The sequence below is a fragment of the Nonomuraea sp. NPDC050478 genome, assembly GCF_044458265.1.
Taxonomy (GTDB): Bacteria; Actinomycetota; Actinomycetes; order Streptosporangiales; family Streptosporangiaceae; genus Nonomuraea; species Nonomuraea ferruginea.
In genome coordinates this window covers 606,706-622,197 of the sequence record NZ_JBITHT010000005.1, presented here as the reverse complement: position 1 = coordinate 622,197, position 15,492 = coordinate 606,706, and the positions used below count along the sequence as shown (strand labels likewise).

Below are 15,492 nucleotides of genomic sequence, written 5' to 3'. Positions count from 1 at the left end.
TCGGCTCACGGGATCGTCAGACGCGCTGCCAGAGGGCGGGCACGTTCGGCGGCTCCCAGCCGGTGAGGGCGGTGTGCGCCTGGATGCAGCGGTAGGTGGCGCCGCCGTAGGTCACGGTGGAGCCGACCGCGTACGCGGTGCCGGCCTTCCAGGTGCCGCCCGGGTTCGAGGTGGGCGTCGGGGTCGGGGTCGGGGTCGGAGTGGTGGGCGTGGGGGTGGGTGTCGGAGTCGGGGTGGGGTTGCCGCCGCCGCCGATCTGCAGGTCGATGCAGGCGTAGAAGGCCATGGGGGTGTCGGCGATGTTCCAGATGGCCAGGACCTTCTGCTTGCCGCTGTAGCCCGACAGGTTCACGGTGTGGCTGACCTGGGCGGCGGGCTGCCGGCCGCCGTCGTTGAACACGGCGACGCGGTTGGCGCCGATGTAGTACTCCCAGGTGCTGGTGGCGTGGCGGGCGGTCAGCGTCCAGTTGAAGTTGACCGTGGTGCCGACCGAGGTGACGGGCCAGTTCTTGCTCTCGTCGCTGAGCTGGGCGAATCGGGCCACGCCGCCGTGGCAGTTGCGCTGGCCCTTCTGGCCTTCCACGCTCTGCGGCTCGTAGATGATGTCGCCGCAGCCGGAGACCCGGCCCTGCGCGCAGTGGGCCTGCCGGCTGGGCGGCGCGTTCACGTACCCGTGGGCCAGGGCGGGGGCGGCGGAGACGACCGTGGTGGCGGAGGCGAGCGCCGCCACCGACAGTACTGTGAGCATCCTTCGCATCGAGTGGCTCCTTTACCTTGGGGGGTGCGCCCAATGTAAAGGAAAGTTTCCTAACAGTGAACCGATTCGTGACTATTCATGAGAAAGCCAGTCAGTGAGAGATACGTGACCCCTGCCGCCCCGGATCAACGCGTCACCGTGAAGTCCGCGGCGTCGCGCGGCGCCCGGTCGCGCGGGGGAGCGGCGGCGTGGCCCACCGCGACGCACCCCATCGGGTCCCACGCCTCCGGCAGGTCGAGCACCTCACGCACCACCGGGCGGCAGAACATGGTCGACGACACCCACGCCGAGCCCAGCCCTTCGACGGCGAGCTGAACCAGGAAGTTCTGCACCCCGGCGCCCGTCGCCACCACGAACATCTCCCGCTCCGCCGCGTTGCGCCGCTCGTCGCGGTACGTGTGCGAGCCCTCCATCACCAGGCACGGCACCACCAGGTAGGGCGCGTCGCGCAGCACGTCGCCGCGCCTGATCCGCTTGGCGATCGACTCCTCGGTGAACCCGTCGCCGCGCAGGTCGGCGATCCACGCCTCCCGCATGGCGTCGAGCAGCCGCACCCGGGTCTCCGCCGACTCCACCAGCACGAACCGCCACGGCGTCGTGTGGTGCGGCGCGGGGGCGGCGATGCCCGCCGCCACGGCCCGCCGCACCGCCTGCGGATCCACCGGCCGGTCGGCGAACGCCCTGATCGTCCGGCGGGCGAAGACCACGTCGCGCGACCCGTACCGGAACATGTCCTCGTCGGCGGGCCGCACCAGCGGCCGGACCCCCGGGCCGTCGTCCTCGGTCACCAGATGCGACAGCCCGCGCACGATCGCCACGGGGACCCCGTCGAGCTTGCCCTTGACCAGCTCGGCCGCGGCGGCGATCTCGTCGGCCAGGGCCGTCACGGTGGCGCTGAGCGGGTTGCCGTGGGTGTCGGCGCCGCCGCGGAAGTCGGCCAGCGGGAGCATCCCTGCCACGCCGATGGCCACGTCGGTCAGCCCGTTCCGCCACGGCCGGCCGAACGTGTCGGAGACGATCACTCCGACGCGGCGGCCCAGACCGGCCCTGATCCGGCGCGCCGAGGCGTCGGGATCCTCGGGGAGCAGCAGGACGGTGCCGGCGGCGGTGTTGGACGCGTCGACCCCGGCGGCGGCCATGACGAAGCCGTGGCGGGTCTGCGAGATCACCGTGTCGCCGCGCCTGGCGACCACCCGGACGGTCTCGTCCTCGATGGCCTTGGCCCGGTCGGGGGCCTCGCGGACGCGGCCCTCCGCCTTGCTCACGATCTTGGACGTGACGACGACGATGTCGCCGTCACGCACGTCCGCGTCCGCCAGCAGGGCGGCCAGGTCGTCTCCGGGGCGCACCTCGCCGAGGCCGGGCACGCCGAACACCTCCAGCCGCTCGGCCGCGGAGAGGGTGGGGTCAGCGGTCATCGGGAGAGCTCCTGCGCGAGGTCGAGGGCGGCGCGGGCGATGGCGGCCGCCGCGTCCTGGTCGGTCATGAGAAGGGGACGGGCCGCCACCCGGACGCCTTCCAGCTCCACCCCGGAGTCCTCGGGCGCCACCAGCCAGCCGTCGACCAGCTCGGCGCCGTACAGCTCCAGCACCGCCTGGGCGCTGGTCTCGACCCCGATCGCCGTCAGGCAGGCGTCGGCCATGCCGCGCACCGGGACGCCGCCGATGATGGGCGAGACGCCCACCACGGTCTTCGCCAGCAGCGCCTCGCGGATGCCCGGGACCTGGAGGATCGTCCCGATGCTGACCACCGGGTTGGACGGCGGCAGGATCACCAGGTCGGCCTCGGCGATGGCCTCCAGCACGCCCGGCGCGGGCTTGGCGGCGTCGACGCCGACCAGCGCGAACGACTCCGCCGGGACCGAGGCGCGCAGCCGGACCCACCACTCCTGGAAGTGGACGGCGCGCCTGCCCCGCTCGTCGGAGATGACCACGTGCGTCTCGCACCGGTCGTCGGTCATCGGCAGCAGCCGCACCCCCGGCTGCCAGCGGGTGCAGAGGGCCTGGGTGATCTGGGAGAGCGGGAAGCCGGCCTCCAGCATCTGGGAGCGCACGATGTGGGTGGCGAAGTCGCGGTCGCCCAGCCCGAACCACTGCGGTTCGACCCCGTACGCGGCCAGCTCCTCCTTGACCACGTGGGTCTCGTCCAGGCGGCCCCAGCCCTGTTCCTCGTTGATGCCGCCGCCCAGGGTGTACATGACGGTGTCGAGATCGGGGCAGACCCGCAGGCCGAACAGGGTGATGTCGTCACCGGTGTTGCCGATCACGGTGATCTGGTCGTCCGGGGCGGTGGCGCGCAGCCCGCGCAGGAAACGGGCGCCGCCGATGCCGCCGGCGAGGGACACGATGTGCATGCGGTCAGTCTTGCATCGTGCCCTTTTGTCCCTTCCCCTGAGCCGGGGCAAGCGGGAGGAAGGGCGCGCATTGAGACCAACGCGCGACCTGTGATCGAAGCGGTCTTTGCCACGATATGGCAAACTCCCTTCGGGCTAAAGGGTCTGATGGGGGTAGTTGTGAACAAGCTTGACGTCGCCCGGTTGAGAGAGCCGGCCGCCTGGATCATGCTGGCCGCCGGCGGTCTGGACATCCTGGTCACGCTCGGCCGGATCTTCATCGGCTCGTCCGGCAGTCTCACGATCACCGAGCGCGCCTCCATGTACTTCGGGGCCCTGACCAGTCCCGTGGTGACCGCGTTGCTGCTCGGCGCGGTGCTGCTGCTCACCAAGGTCGGCCCGCCCTCGCCCAAGGCCAAGATCGCGGCGTACGGCGCCGCGGCGTTCCTCGGGCTGGCCACCCTGTTCGGCGCGCTGTCGCTGCTGATGGGGCTGTTCGCGGACCGGAGCGCGCGCTCCACCGTGGAGTTCGTGCTCGGCGGCGCGCCCCAGCTCGCGCTGACCGTCATCGCGCTGGTCTACCTGCTGCCCCAGGTCCTGCCCGAGCGCAAGCCCACCGGCTACCCGCAGGGCTTCCCGCCGGGGTACGGCCCGCAGGGCTTCGGCCAGCAGGGGTACGGGCAGCAGCCCGACTTCGGCCAGCAGCAGGGGTACGGCCAGCAGCCTCCGTCCCAGGGCCAGCCGATGCCGGGCTACGGCCAGCAGCCGCCTTCGCAGGGCCAGCCGATGCCGGGGTTCGCCCAGCAGCCGCCGCCCCAGGAGTACGCCCCCCAGCCGCCGTCCCAGGAATACGCTCCCCAGCCTCCGTCGCAGGAGTACGCCCAGCAGCCTCCGTCCCAGGGCGTTCCCGGATTCGCGCAGCAGGGGCAGGAGGCATACCAGCCGCCGCCCCCGTCCCAGCAGCCGAGGGCCGCGCTCCCGGCCGCCCCCGCGGACCGCGACCAGAGCCACGAGCCGGCCTTCCCCCAACAGGCCCCGGCCCAGGACCCGTACGCCGCGCCCGTCCAGGACCAGTACGCTCCGCCCGCTCAGGACGCCTACGTCCCGCCTGTCCAGGATCAGTACGCTCCGCCCGCTCAGGACGCCTACGCCCCGCCCGTCCAGGACCAGTACGCTCCGCCCGCCCAGGACGCCTACGCCCCCTCCGTCCAGGACCAGTACGCCGCGCCCGCCCAGGGCGCGTACGCGACTCCGCCCGTCCAGGACCAGTACGCGCCGCCCGCGCAGGCGCCGGACCAGTTCGCGCCGCAGGCCCAGGACCCGTACGCGGCGCCGCCCGCGCAGTCGCAGGAGCAGTACGTGCCGCCCGGCCAGGGACAGGACCCGTACGCCACGCCCGCCCACGCCCAGGACCCCTACGCCCCCCAGGCCCAGCAGGCCGCGTACACCTCCGGTGAGACCTCGCCGGACGCCGGGTTCAAGCCCCAGGAGTACCAGCCCGCCCCGTACGTGCCCGCCGACAGCCAGCCCAACGCGTACCCCCCGCCCAACCCGTACGCCCCGGCCGAGAGCCAGCCCGACGTCTACGCCCAGCCGAACCCGTACGCCCCCGCCGACAGCCAGCCCAACGCGTACGCCCCGTACACGCCGCAGGCGGACAGCCAGCCCTCGGCGGGCCAGTCCGGCGGGTTCGGCCAGCCCTACTCCTCGGGCGAGACCGCGCCGAGCGTCCCCTACCCCCAGGCCGACCAGGCCCAGCAGCCCTACTACGACCAGCCGCCGGCGTTCGACCAGCAGTCCCCGCAGCAGGGCGGCCAGCCGTTCACGGGGTACTCCGGCCACGAGTTCGGGTCCCCCCAGGAGCCCGACCCGCCCGTGGACCCGCGCTCGCAGCAGCTGCTCGACGCCTACCAGCAGGCGGAGACGTACCAGTCAGGCATCATCGGCACCCAGCCCGACCTGCGCGTGCCGGACTACACCAGCCAGCCGAGCCCGTACGACGACCCGTTCGGCCACCCGCAGCAGCCGCCCCAGCAGCAGGCCCACCAACCCCAGCCCCAGCACCAGGCGCCGCAGCAGGGCCAGCACCAGCCCGGCCAGCCGAACCCGTACGAGCCGCAGGCCTACCAGCCGACCCACCAGGCGCCCGCGGGCTGGAGCGGCGGCCAGCCGGCGGACTCGACGGTCAGGCTCGACCCGAACTCCTACCGCGGGGACGACCCGATCGACCCGACGGCGATATACACCCCCAACGAGCCCCGCAGGTAAGGGACCCGCAAAGGACTGCTAGAGAAGAGGTGGCTGAAGGGCGGAGCTCTATCCCGCCCTGATACGGTTCCGACCGCTGACAGCGTTGAACACGCCCGTCCACGCCGCATCAGAACGGCGCAATTCGGGCGCGAACCACACACGCGAGCTGGACCGGGGCGAGACCAGGTCTTTCCCCGGATACCGGCATGCCGCTTGACGTCACGTACAGCACACGCGTGTAATTACAACCATGTTGTTACGCCTTCCAGTGGGTGGGTAATAAGGAAGGCGTTCCATGGGGGGCTCCATTGCGGGCGGGCGGCAGGGAGGTGTGCAGTGACCGACTTGGTCATCGCACAAGATCAGCTTGACGCTGAAGAACTGGGCTGGCAGGAGCGCGCGCTCTGCGCGCAGACTGATCCGGAGGCGTTCTTCCCGGAAAAGGGCGGCTCCACCAGAGAAGCCAAGAAGGTGTGCCGATCGTGCGAGGTTCGTGCCGAGTGCTTGGAATACGCACTTGAGCACGACGAGCGCTTCGGCATCTGGGGTGGGTTGTCCGAGCGGGAGCGCAGAAGGATCAAGCGCGAGGCCGTTTAGCGATATGTGGACGGAGGGGTCACACGGGAGTTCCCGTGTGGCCCCTTTTTCATGTGGATGACCCGGTTCGGCCTGTAGGGTAAGCGCCGCCGATCATCCGCCCCTTGGAGCCTGATGTCCCGTCCCTACGTCACCGTGGTCGTCGTCTCCCACGACGGGGCCCGCTGGCTCGGGGAGACCCTGCGTGGCCTGCTGGGCCAGAGCCGGCGCCCGGACCGCGTGGTCGGTGTCGACAACGGCAGCCGCGACGGCTCGGCCGACCTGCTGACGGAGGCGCTCGGCCCCGGCAACGTGCGCAGGCTGCCCCGGTCCACGGGCTTCGGCGAGGCCGTGGCCGAGGCGCTGAGCGACCTGCCCGCCGTCGAGGACGAGTGGGTCTGGCTGCTGCACGACGACTGCGCCCCCGACTGGCGGGCTCTGGAGGCGCTGCTGTACGCCGCCGGCCAGGACCGCAAGGCCGCCGTGCTGGGTCCGAAGCTGCGCGACTGGCTGGACCGGCGGCGGCTGCTGGAGATCGGCGTGACCGTCGGGCTCACCGGCCGCAGGGACACCGGCCTGGAGCCGCACGAGTTCGACCAGGGGCAGCACGACGGCACCCGCGAGGCGCTGTCGGTGTCCACCGCCGGGATGCTGATCCGCCGCGACGTGTGGGAGGCGGCCGGCGGGCTCGACCCGTTCTTCCCGCTCTTCCGCGACGACCTCGACCTGTGCTGGCGGGTACGGAACGCGGGCCACCGCGTGCTGGCCGTCACCGACGCCGTCGCCTGGCACGCCGAGGCGGCGGCACGCAGGCGGCGGCGCATCACGGTCAGCGGCGACCACCCGCGCCGCCTGGACCGGCGCAACGCGATCTTCGTCGTCATGGCGAACCTGCCGTTCCGCACCATGCTGTGGGCGCTGGTCAGGAACGTGCTCGGCTCGTTCGTACGGACGTCGCTGTTCCTGGTGGGCAAGCAGCCCGCGAACGCGCTGGACGAGCTGGTCGCGCTCGGGTCCATCCTCATCCACCCGCTGCGGCTGCTGCGGGCGCGGCGGGCCAGGCGGGCGGGGCGCAAGAAGGGGTACGCGCGAGTCCGGTTGCTGCTCACGCCCAGAGGGTCGGGGCTGCGGCGGCTGGTCGACATGGTGCGCGGCTTCCTGAGCGGCGACCGGCCGGTCGAGTCCGCCGGCCGGCACCACCACGCCGCCGCCCCCGGCAAGCCGGAGGACCCCGACGAGCTCCCGCCGGAGGACCGCGGCGCGGTCAAGCGCTTCCTCGGCCGGCCGGGGGTGCTGCTCGTGCTGGCGCTCACCCTGGTCACGCTGGTGGCCTCGCGCTCCCTGCTGGGCGGAGACCGGCTCGGCGGCGGGGCGCTCGTCCCGGTGACCGGGAGCGCGGCCGACCTCTGGGCCTTCTACACCGGCGGCTCCGCCGGCTGGGCGCCGCCGTACGTGGCGGTGCTGGCGGCGCTGTCCCTGCCTGCCTTCGGGCAGACGGGTCCGGTGGTGTCGGCGCTGCTCCTCGGCGCGGTGCCCCTGGCGGGGGCGTCCGCGTACCTCGCCACCCGCCGCCTGACCACCCTCCCCGACCTCCCCCCATTCCTCCGCCGCCCGAACCACCCAACCGGCCGCCCCCCGTTCCTCCGCCGCTCAAAACACCCCCCATCCGACCGCCCCTCCTCGTCCGGCCGCTCTCCGGCCGCGGACGGTCCTTCGGGCCGTGATCCCTTCTCGTCCTCGGGTCGCTCGGCGGTCGCGGATGCTTTCTCGGGTCGTGATCCCCTCTTGTCCTCGGGCCGTTCCCCGGTCGCGGACGGTTCTTCGGGTCGTGATCCCGTCTCGCCCTGGGGCCGTTCCTCGGTCGGGGACGGTTCTTCGGGTCCTGATTTCGCCTCGTCCTCGGGTCGCTTTCCGACTGGGGACGGTTCTTCGGGTCCGAATTTCATCTCGTCCTCCGGCCGCTCCCCGGCTGCGGAGGGTTCTTCGGGTTTTGATCTCGCCTCGCCTTCCGACCAGGCTCTGGCCGCGAGCGGGTCTCCGCGCCGGGGCCTCTCCTCGACTCTTGACGTCACTTCGGCCGCTGGCCGCCCTTCGGGTGCCGAGCCGGGCAGGCGGCGGCGGGGGCGGCGTGGAGCTGCCGTCGATACCGGGACGGGGGAGCAGGTTGAGGGTCCCGCCACCGATTCCGCGGCCGGGCGGCGTGCGGGCCGGGCCGCCGATTCCCCGGTGGGGTGGGGTGAGGGGGCGGTCACTCGTACTGGGGTGGCGGTTCGGGTGTGGGTGGCGGCCACGTACGCGTTGCTGCCTGTCGTGACCGGTGCGGTCGCGGCCGGGCGGCTGGGTACGGCGGTGGTGCATGTGCTGTTGCCCGCTTACGCGGTGCTCGGCGGGCACCTGCTGTTCGGGGACCCGCGCCGGTCGCGCCGCGCCGCCTGGGGGCTCGGTCTGCTGCTGGCCGTCGGGACCGCGTTCGTGCCGCTCGTCTACGTGCTGGTCGCCGTGCTGGGCGGGGCGGCGGCCTGGCTGCTGCGCGGGGCGCGGCCCGGCGTCCTGACCTCGGCGGGCATCGCGCTGGCCGTGCCGGTCGCCCTGCTGCTGCCGTGGCTGGTGGACCAGGCGCTGGACCCGGGCCGGCTCCTGCTGGAGGCCGGGCTGCACGGCCCGGCGCTGAGCGACGCCCGGCTCGGGCCGGAGTCCCTGCTGGCGCTCAACCCGGGCGGGCCCGGCGTGCCGCCGTTCTGGGTGACCGCCGGGCTGGTCGCCGCGGGGCTCGCCGCCCTGCTCGCCCGCAGGCGGCGGCGGGCGGTGGCCGCCGGGTGGGCGGCCGCCCTGTTCGCGATGCTGGTGGCGGTCGTGATCGCCCGGATCACCGTGTCGGGCGCGACGGCCTGGCCCGGCGTGCCGCTGGCACTGGCCGCCGCCGCGCTGATCGTGCTCGCGGGCCTGAGCGCGCCGGGCCTCGCCGCGCTGGGTGCGGCAGGCGGGGTGCGCCGGATGGCGGCGGTGCTGGTGGCCGCCGTGGCGATCAGCGCGCCGCTGCTCGCCGCCGGTCACTGGGTCGTCCAGGGGGTACGCGGGCCGCTCCGATCGGACGTGCCCGACCCGACGCCCCCGCTGGCCGCGATCCACGCGCGGCCCGGAGAGCGGATCCTGCTCGTCAACGGTTCGGAGTTCACCTTGCTGCCCGGCCGGGCCCCGCTCCTCGGCGAGGCGGAACTGCCCGCCGACCCCGAGGCCCGCGCACGTGTCCGCACCGCCGCGGAAGGGCTCGTCGGCGGGCGCGGCGGCACGGACGCCGCCACGCTCGCCCAGCAGGGCGTGGCCATGGTCGCCATCGCCCCGCCGGTGCCGGCCGGACTGGCCGAGACGCTGGACTCGCAGCCGTCGCTGCAGCGGATGAGCCTGTCGGAAGCGGGCGGGCTGTGGCGGGTGGCCGAGACGGTCACCCCCGTCCAGCCTCCGCCCGCGCACTTCCTGCACACCCCGTGGCTGTGGCTCCAGGGCGCGATGGTCCTCGCCGTGCTGCTGCTGGCCGCACCCGGCCGCCGCGACCCCGCCACCGACCCCGAACCCTCCCACCCGTCCCCGGTCCTGGCAGGCGCCCGATGAGAGCGCGCGTCGTGGGCCCCCGGTGGGTGGTCGGTCGGTCTCGGCTGGGGGGTGGGGTATGAGGAGGTTCGCGGCCGGGCGGTTCGGGCTGATCTTGCTGGTGGTGGGGGTGCTCGCCGGTCTGTACGGGGTCGCGTACGTGACCAGGCCGGCGGCGGAGCGGCCGGTGGAGGCGCAGCCGAGGAAGGTGGCGGTGGAGGCGGCGACCGCGGCCTGTCCCGCCACACGAGGCGAGGACGTCAGCGTCTACCTGCCCGGGACGCTGTCACGGGAGCCGATGAGGGACGCGGAACCGTACACGGTGAGCGGGCCGGGCGGACTGGAGGCCGGCTACATCACGCGGACGACCAGCGGCACCGGGCGCGGGCTGGCCGGGGTGCGGTGCGCCGAGCCCGCCGCCGAGAGCTGGCTCGTCGGGCCGGGACCCGCCCGCGCCCGCGTCACGTTGCACCTGGTCAACGCCGACAAGGCGCCCGCCTTCGCCGACGTCGAGGTGTACGCGGCGGAGGGGCCCGTCTCCGGCGAAAGGGGCCTCGGGCTGGAGATCAAGCCCGGCGAGCACCGCCAGATCGACCTCCGCACGCTGGCCGACGCGGCCGACGTGATGGCGGTCAGCGTGAAGACGTTCACCGGGAGGCTGGCGGTCTCTGCCAGGGCGGTGCTGGAGACCGGCGGCGTCGACTGGCTGCCCCCGGCCGCGGCCCCGGCCACCGAGGTCGTGGTGCCCGCGGTCCCCGGCGGCGGCGGGCGTCGTGAGCTGCTGGTCGCCGCGCCCGGCGAGACCGACGCGACCGTGACGATCAAGGCCGTGACCGAGGGCGCCGCGTACGCGATGCGCGGCAGGGAGTCCGTCGACGTGCCGGCGGGCAGCGTGCTGCCGCTCGACGTGACCACCGGCATCGGCGGCGAGTCGGCCGCCCTGGTGCTCACCTCGACGGCGCCGGTGGTGGCGGGCGTGGTGATCACGGGTACGGGGCGGCAGCCGGACGTGGCGTTCACCGCCGGCACGCCCTCTCTCGACCTGGGCAGCGCGGTGGCCGCCAACGGCGCCGGCTCCCGGCTGGTGCTGACCGCGCCGGGCGCCGCGGGGGAGGTGCGGGTGCAGGTGGTGCCGGAGAGCGGCGAACCGCCCGCGCCGATCGACGTGGCGGTGCCGGCGGACCGGACCAGGAACGTGCGGCTGAAGGGCGAGGGCGCGTACGCGGTGGTGGTCACGCCGGTGTCGGGACGGGTGTACGGGGGGCGGGTGATGGAGGAGCGGCTCAGGAGCGGTCTCCTGATCACGGCTCAGCCCCTGGCCCCCGCCCGGCTCTGGACCGTGCTCCGGCCGCTCACCGACACTCCCCGTGCGGTCCTCCCCTGACCTGCCGCGGCTGTCAGCGGCGTTCGTCGTAGCCCGGGTCGACGGTCTCGGGGGACAGGCCGAGGAGGGAGGCGACCTGCTCCACCACGGTGTCGTGGACGAGGGCGCCCAGCGTGTCGCGGTCGCGGGCGCGGGCCTCCAGCGGGCGCCGGTAGAGGACGATGGACGCCGGGTCCTGCCCCCTGGCCGTGTCGGCGCGGCCGAGCGGGATCGGGTCGGCGCCGAAGCCGGGCCCGTCGCCCAGCTCGCTGAGCGGCGGCACCTCCTCCACCGCGAACTCCACCGACGACAGCTGCCTGCCCCACTTCGGCCTGAGCCGGTCGACCGCGTCGAGCACCAGGTCGTCGAAGCGCTCGCTGCGGGCACGGGCCATGGGAACGTAGGAAGGGGCGATCGGGCCGCGCAGGCCGCGGCCGTGCCTGTCGCGCCGTCGAGGACCGCGCTTGCTAGTCACACGGCAAGTGTAAGCCGCCCCCGGCGAAGAACACCGGCATCGGTGCATGTAGGTGGAAAGGCTGCGACAGCTGTCCGAATTGTGGCGACACGCCTTTTAAGAGCGCTCAGATAGTGGCGTCCCGCCCCCTTACCAGATACGGTCCCTCCGTGAGCCCCGTCCGCCGCTGTTCCCGCACCGCCTGCAGTCAGCCTGCCGTCTTCACGCTCACGTACGTATACGCCGATTCGACCGCAGTTCTCGGCCCTCTGGCGACGTACGCCGAGCCGCACTGTTATGACCTGTGCGCCGAACACGCCGAGCGGCTCACCGCCCCCCGCGGCTGGGAGGTGGTGCGTCTGCCCACCGACGGCGCCACACCGAGCACCGACGATCTCGAAGCGCTGGCCAACGCGGTCAGGGAGGCGGCCAGGCCCAGCGGATCCGGCGTGGGGGAGCCCGTCGGCCAGGGAGTCGAGGTCGGGCGGCGCGGACACCTGCGTGTTCTGAGGTCGGCCCAGCAGCACCGCGACCGGTAGGCTCGGCTCTAGCCGGAGTGACGACCTAGGGGCGGAGCTGGATGGGCGATCTCGCCAGGATCTTCAAGGCGTATGACGTTCGTGGCCTGGTGCCCGACGAGTTCGACGAGCCGGTGGCCGAGGCCGTGGGGGCGGCGTTCGTCGAGGTGACCGGCGCCCGGTCGATGGTCCTCGCCCACGACATGCGCGAGTCGTCCCCGGTGCTGGCCGACGCGTTCGTCCGGGGCGCCCGTTCCCGCGGCGCCGACGTGGTGCACGCCGGGCTGGGCTCCACCGACCTGCTCTACTACGCCAGCGGCAGCCTGGGGTTGCCGGGCGTGATGTTCACCGCCAGCCACAATCCCGCGCAGTACAACGGGATGAAGATGTGCCGCGCGGGCGCGGTGCCGATCGGCGGCGACACCGGGCTCACCGAGATCCGCGACCGGGCGGCCGAGCTGGTCGGCGTCACGGCCACGCCCACCGGGTCGCTGATCGAGAAGGACCTGCTGCCGGGCTACGCCGACCACCTGCGCACGCTCGTCGACCTGTCGGGCATCAGGCGGCTCAAGGTCGTGGTCGACGCCGGCAACGGCATGGGCGGCCACACCGTCCCCGAGGTCCTCGCCGGGCTGCCGATCGACCTCACCCCGCTCTACTTCGAGCTCGACGGCTCCTTCCCCAACCACGACGCCAACCCGCTGGAGGCGGCCAACCTGGTCGATCTGCAGCGGGCCGTGGTGGCGGAAGGCGCCGACATCGGCCTGGCCTTCGACGGCGACGCCGACCGGTGCTGGGTGGTCGACGAGCGCGGCGAGTCCGTCTCGCCGTCCGCGATCACGGCCCTGGTGGCGGTGCGTGAGCTGGCCAAACACCCCGGCGCGACGGTCATCCACAACCTGATCACCTCGCGCGGCGTGCCGGAGATCGTCCGCGAGCACGGCGGCGACCCGGTCCGCACCCGCGTCGGCCACTCGTTCATCAAGGCCGAGATGGCCCGCACCGGGGCCGTCTTCGGCGGCGAACACTCCGCTCATTACTACTTCCGCGACTTCTGGTTCGCCGACTCCGGCATGCTGGCCGCGCTGCACGTGCTGGCGGCGCTCGGCGAGCAGCCCGACCCGTTGTCGCGGGTGGTGTCCGCCTACTCCCGCTACCACGCCTCGGGCGAGATCAACAGCACGGTCGCCGACCAGGACGCGGCCGTGCGCCGCGTGCGCTCGGCGTTCGGCGGCCGGGGCGAGGCCGACGAGCTCGACGGGCTCACCGTGAGCGGCGACGGCTGGTGGTTCAACCTGCGCGCGTCCAACACCGAGCCGCTGCTCAGGCTCAACGCCGAAGCGGCCGACGAGACCACGATGACGGCGGTCCTGGACGAGGTCCTCGACCTGCTGAGAGAGGTTCAACAGTGAAGATCGACGACTGGCTGCTGGAGATCCTGGCGTGCCCGGCGTGCAAGGCGCCGCTCCGCGCCGAAGGCGAGGCCGAGGAGCTGGCCTGCACCGGCTGCGGCCTGGTCTATCCCGTCCGTGACGACATCCCCGTCCTGCTCGTCGACGAGGCCAGGAAGCCGTGACCTGGGAGCCCGAGCGGCTCGACGACACGCATCACCTCACCGAGGGCGACCCCGGCGGCATGCTCCGCGCGGTCGCCGACTCCGCCGCCCAGGTCCGCACCGGCTATCGGTGCGCGGTCGAGTCCGGCGTCGACCGCCTCTCCGCGAACGTGCGACCGAGGGCGGTCGTGGTCGCGGGCATGGGGGGCTCCGCCCTCGCGGGAGACATCCTGGCCGCGGTGTGCGGGCCCGGCGCTCCGATCCCCGTGGTCACGGTGCGCTCCTACCAGCTCCCCGGCTGGGTGGGCGCGACCGACCTGGTGATCGCCGTCTCCTGGTCCGGAGAGACCGGAGAGACGCTCGCCATGGCGGCCGAGGCGGTGCGGCGCGGCTGCACACTCCTCGCGGTCGGGCCCGCGGGGTCCGCCCTGGAGGCGGTGGCGGTCCAGTCGTCCTCGCTCCATGTGGCGATCCCCACCGGCCGCCGGCCCAGGGCCGACCTGTGGCTCGTGACGACCCCGCTGGTGGTGGCCGCCGCCTCGCTGAGGCTGGTGCGGGCCGAGCCGACGGTCTACGAGCGGGTGGCCAGGACGCTCGAAGACATCGCGCACCGCTGCCGGCCGTCCAGCGACTCGTTCATCAACCCCGGCAAGGCGCTGGCGATGGACCTGGCCGAATCCGTGCCGATGATCTGGGGCTCGTCCCCGCTGGCCACCGCGGCGGCCACCCGTTTCGCCCACCGGCTCAACGAGAACGCCAAATATCCCGCGATGGCCGGCGAACTGCCCGAGGCCGGCCACAACCAGGTGGCGGTGCTCGACGGGCCGCTGGCCGAGCGCGACATCTTCGCCGACACCTCCTCACGGACGCTCCGGCTGGTGCTGCTGCGCGACATGGAGGAGCACCCCCGGGTGACCAGCACGAGGGAGGCGGTCCTACGGGTCGCACAGGATCGCGACGTGCGCGTCACCGAGCTGGCGTCCGACGGCGACCACCCGCTGGAGCGGCTGGCCTCGCTGATCGGGCTGACGGATTTCGCCAGCACCTATCTCGCGCTGGGTTACGGCGTCGACCCGACCCCGGTGCGGCCGATCACGGAGTTGAGGGCTCGGATTTCCCACTAGGATCCATCCGTCCAGGACTTTGTGATCGTATGACTGGAGACGACCGGTGAGTGCGAGCGGCGGAACCAAAGCAATCATCGCGGCTCTGGCCGCGAACATGTCCATCGCGGTCGCGAAGTTCGTGGCGGCGGCCTTCACCGGGTCGTCGTCGATGCTGGCCGAGGGCATCCACTCCGTCGCCGACTCGGGCAACCAGGCGTTGCTGCTGCTGGGCGGCAAGCGGGCCAAGCGGGCCAGCACCCGCGAGCACCCGTTCGGCTACGGGCGCGAGCGCTACTTCTACGCGTTCGTGGTGGCCGTGGTGCTGTTCGCGATCGGCGCGCTGTTCTCGCTGTACGAGGGCTATCACAAGCTGACCCACGCCGAGCCGCTCACCTCGCCCGGCTGGGCGTTCGGCGTGCTCATCTTCGCGATCATCGCCGAGATCTTCTCGTTCCGCACGGCCATCATCGAGGCCAACGCGGTCCGCGGCGATCAGGGGTGGATGGCGTTCATCCGCCGGTCCAAGGCGCCCGAGCTGCCCGTCATCCTGCTGGAGGACCTCGGCGCGCTGCTCGGCCTGATCTTCGCGCTGTTCGGCGTGACGATGGCCGTGGTGACGGGCAACCCGATCTGGGACGCCGTCGGCACCCTCATGATCGGCGCCCTGCTCGCCGTCATCTCGGTGATCCTGGCCGTGGAGACCAAGTCGCTGCTGCTCGGCGAGAGCGCCGCCCCCGAGATGGAGGGTCGCATCCGCGCCGCGCTCGAAGCCTCCTCGCAGGTCGACCGCGTCATCCACATGAAGACGCTGCACATCGGCCCGGAGGAGCTGCTGGTGGCCGCCAAGATCGCGGTGACGCGGTCCGACACCGCGCCGGAGATCGCCCAGGGCATCGACGAGGCCGAGCGGCGCATCCGCGAGGCGGTGCCGATCGCCCGCGTCATCTACCTGGAGCCCGACCTCGACCGTGAGGTGTCGCCCACGGTCTGACC

Annotated in this window: 13 protein-coding genes; 9 read left to right on the top strand and 4 right to left on the bottom strand. The window is 73.1% G+C overall.

Annotated elements, in window-relative coordinates; translation table 11 throughout:
* Nucleotides 1–16 precede the first annotated feature (16 nt).
* The 3 genes from ACIBF7_RS27725 to cofD all read right to left on the bottom strand — a co-directional run bounded on the left by ACIBF7_RS27725 (nucleotide 17) and on the right by cofD (nucleotide 3,110).
* Nucleotides 17–757 carry a lytic polysaccharide monooxygenase gene (locus ACIBF7_RS27725; RefSeq protein WP_397198490.1) on the bottom strand — a complete coding sequence of 247 codons (741 nt, stop codon included), beginning with the start codon at nucleotides 755–757 and terminating at the stop codon, nucleotides 17–19.
* A gap of 125 nt (nucleotides 758–882) precedes the next feature.
* Entirely contained in the window at nucleotides 883–2,175 is a 1,293-nt protein-coding gene (locus tag ACIBF7_RS27720) for a coenzyme F420-0:L-glutamate ligase (protein WP_271276898.1), read from the bottom strand.
* Complete coding sequence (cofD, locus tag ACIBF7_RS27715; RefSeq protein ID WP_397198489.1) at nucleotides 2,172–3,110, bottom strand: 2-phospho-L-lactate transferase; 939 nt, start codon at nucleotides 3,108–3,110, stop codon at nucleotides 2,172–2,174. The genes ACIBF7_RS27720 and cofD overlap by 4 nt, the downstream gene beginning before the upstream one ends.
* A gap of 159 nt (nucleotides 3,111–3,269) precedes the next feature.
* Here cofD and ACIBF7_RS27710 point away from each other — a divergent pair, with 159 nt between their 5' ends.
* The 4 genes from ACIBF7_RS27710 to ACIBF7_RS27695 all read left to right on the top strand — a co-directional run bounded on the left by ACIBF7_RS27710 (nucleotide 3,270) and on the right by ACIBF7_RS27695 (nucleotide 10,887).
* A complete protein-coding gene (locus ACIBF7_RS27710) occupies nucleotides 3,270–5,357 on the top strand; it encodes a hypothetical protein (protein ID WP_397198487.1) in 2,088 nt (695 codons plus the stop codon).
* A 318-nt stretch (nucleotides 5,358–5,675) separates the two neighbouring features.
* Nucleotides 5,676–5,936: a WhiB family transcriptional regulator gene (locus tag ACIBF7_RS27705; protein ID WP_185088496.1), complete on the top strand. Its 261-nt coding sequence runs from the start codon at nucleotides 5,676–5,678 to the stop codon at nucleotides 5,934–5,936.
* Between the two features lie 114 nt (nucleotides 5,937–6,050).
* A complete protein-coding gene (locus tag ACIBF7_RS27700) occupies nucleotides 6,051–9,524 on the top strand; it encodes a glycosyltransferase (protein WP_397198486.1) in 3,474 nt (1,157 codons plus the stop codon).
* 58 nt (nucleotides 9,525–9,582) lie between these two features.
* On the top strand, nucleotides 9,583–10,887 hold the full coding sequence (locus ACIBF7_RS27695; RefSeq protein WP_364225695.1) for a DUF5719 family protein: 1,305 nt from the start codon (nucleotides 9,583–9,585) through the stop codon (nucleotides 10,885–10,887).
* 13 nt (nucleotides 10,888–10,900) lie between these two features.
* Here the strand turns inward: ACIBF7_RS27695 and ACIBF7_RS27690 are convergent, their stop codons facing one another.
* Complete coding sequence (locus ACIBF7_RS27690) at nucleotides 10,901–11,341, bottom strand: metallopeptidase family protein (protein WP_261808834.1); 441 nt, start codon at nucleotides 11,339–11,341, stop codon at nucleotides 10,901–10,903.
* A 149-nt stretch (nucleotides 11,342–11,490) separates the two neighbouring features.
* Between ACIBF7_RS27690 and ACIBF7_RS27685 the strand changes: the two genes are divergently transcribed.
* From ACIBF7_RS27685 to ACIBF7_RS27665, 5 genes are read left to right on the top strand one after another with little or no spacing between them, the layout of a single operon-like run.
* A complete protein-coding gene (locus ACIBF7_RS27685) occupies nucleotides 11,491–11,859 on the top strand; it encodes a DUF3499 domain-containing protein (protein ID WP_148034239.1) in 369 nt (122 codons plus the stop codon).
* A 41-nt stretch (nucleotides 11,860–11,900) separates the two neighbouring features.
* Entirely contained in the window at nucleotides 11,901–13,250 is a 1,350-nt protein-coding gene (locus tag ACIBF7_RS27680) for a phosphomannomutase/phosphoglucomutase (RefSeq protein ID WP_397198485.1), read from the top strand.
* Nucleotides 13,247–13,414 carry a Trm112 family protein gene (locus tag ACIBF7_RS27675; RefSeq protein ID WP_219543568.1) on the top strand — a complete coding sequence of 56 codons (168 nt, stop codon included), beginning with the start codon at nucleotides 13,247–13,249 and terminating at the stop codon, nucleotides 13,412–13,414. The genes ACIBF7_RS27680 and ACIBF7_RS27675 overlap by 4 nt, the downstream gene beginning before the upstream one ends.
* Nucleotides 13,411–14,517, top strand: a complete 1,107-nt coding sequence (locus tag ACIBF7_RS27670; RefSeq protein ID WP_364225701.1) for an SIS domain-containing protein — start codon at nucleotides 13,411–13,413, stop codon at nucleotides 14,515–14,517. The genes ACIBF7_RS27675 and ACIBF7_RS27670 overlap by 4 nt, the downstream gene beginning before the upstream one ends.
* Before the next feature lie 46 nt (nucleotides 14,518–14,563).
* Nucleotides 14,564–15,490 carry a cation diffusion facilitator family transporter gene (locus ACIBF7_RS27665; RefSeq protein ID WP_364225704.1) on the top strand — a complete coding sequence of 309 codons (927 nt, stop codon included), beginning with the start codon at nucleotides 14,564–14,566 and terminating at the stop codon, nucleotides 15,488–15,490.
* Nucleotides 15,491–15,492: the final 2 nt, after the last annotated feature.